This window comes from Herpetosiphonaceae bacterium (assembly GCA_036374795.1).
In the GTDB taxonomy this organism is placed as follows: domain Bacteria; phylum Chloroflexota; class Chloroflexia; order Chloroflexales; family Kallotenuaceae; genus LB3-1.
Window position 1 is genome coordinate 1 of sequence record DASUTC010000193.1, and the last position, 1,515, is coordinate 1,515.

Consider the following 1,515-nt stretch of genomic DNA (forward strand, 5'->3'; position numbering starts at 1 on the left):
TGCGACAAAGGTAGCCTCTAGCTCAGGCCGCGCGCTGTCGGGCGCGGGCAGCGCCTTGCGATCGATCTTGCCGTTGGGCGTCAGCGGAAATGCCGACAGCGTGACAAACGCGCTCGGCACCATGTACTCCGGCAGCCGCTCCTGAAGGAAGCGCCGCAGATCGCCCGAATCGAGCGTCACCTGCGGTGTATCGGCGCTCGTCGTATCACTCTCGACGAACCAGGAGTCAGATGTGGACGAGTCGAGCAGCGAGAAGCCACCGTCGGCATCAAGCAGCGCGAGGCCATCGCCGCCGAGCATGCCGTCATGCTGCTCCGCGCTCTGCGGTATGACATACGCCACCAGCCGCGTCTCCGGCTCACCATCTGCCGCGTGCTCGTCTGCGGGCGGCGCGTCCTGCCGCGCCACGACGACGGCCTCGCGCACGTCGGGATGCTGTGTCAGCGCCGCCTCGATCTCGCCCAGCTCGATGCGGTAGCCGCGCAGCTTCACCTGCTGGTCGATCCGCCCCAGGAACTCGATCGTGCCGTCCGGCAGGTAGCGTGCCAGATCGCCCGTTTTGTAGAGCCGCCCGCCAGGGCGGGTGCCCTCTGGGCGGCCGTACGGATCGGGCACGAAGCGCTCCGCCGTCAGCGCCGGGTGCCCATAGTAGCCGCGTGTCACGCCCACCCCGCCGATGTACAGCTCGCCCGGCACGCCCACCGGCACCGGCTGCCCCTGCGCGTCGAGGATATAGATCTCGGTGTTGGCGATCGGCCTGCCGATTGGCACGCTGCGCTCCGGCACGCTGGTGACGGGATGCGTCGCCGACCAGATCGTCGTCTCGGTCGGGCCGTACATGTTGATCAGCTTGCCGGAGAGCAGCGGCAGGAGTTGCTGCGCCAGCGCGGGCGGCAGCGCCTCGCCGCCGAGCAGCAGCGCGCGCAGCGCGCGGAGCGGCTCCCGCGTGTCGGGCTGAAGCAGCAGCAGCTTGGCGAGCGAGGGCGTGCCCTGGAGCAGCGTCGCGTGGTGCCTGCGCGCCTGGACCGCCAGGCTGGCACCCGCCGCTGCGACGGGCTGGTTGACCAGCTCACGCAAGCGGTTGAGCCGCTCCAGCGCGGCGAGCGTCGCGTCGACGTCGACGCCGAAGTCGATCAGACAGCCGATCTCGTTCACGCCGATCGCCTTGAGCCGATCGACCAGCGCCACGCAGCTTTCGACCGTCCCGAACAGCGCGCTGGTTTCAAAGTAGCGGTCGAAGGCGAACGCGACCAGATCGTCCATAGCTTCCGGGCTGAGGCTGTTGACATCCAGATCCAGATTCGCGCTCCGCACCAGGTTGCCGATCAGGTCGATCGACGAGCGCAGATAGTTGCTGAAGGGCACCCGCACCGTCTCGCGCACCGCCGCGCGGTCCTCGCCGATGTAGGTGTGCAGCATCAGCGTCACCTGCCCCGCCTCCGGATCGTACCCCTGCTCTGCCCGCGCCGCCCGGTACAGCCGGATCTTCTCGGCCACATCTTCGAGCGATTGGCC

The 1,515-nt window shown here is 68.8% G+C and carries 1 protein-coding gene; it reads right to left on the minus strand.

Features of this window, described 5'->3' with window-relative positions:
• On the minus strand, window positions 1-1,515 hold a 1,515-nt coding region (locus tag VFZ66_14450; GenBank protein ID HEX6290387.1), incomplete at both ends, for an LLM class flavin-dependent oxidoreductase.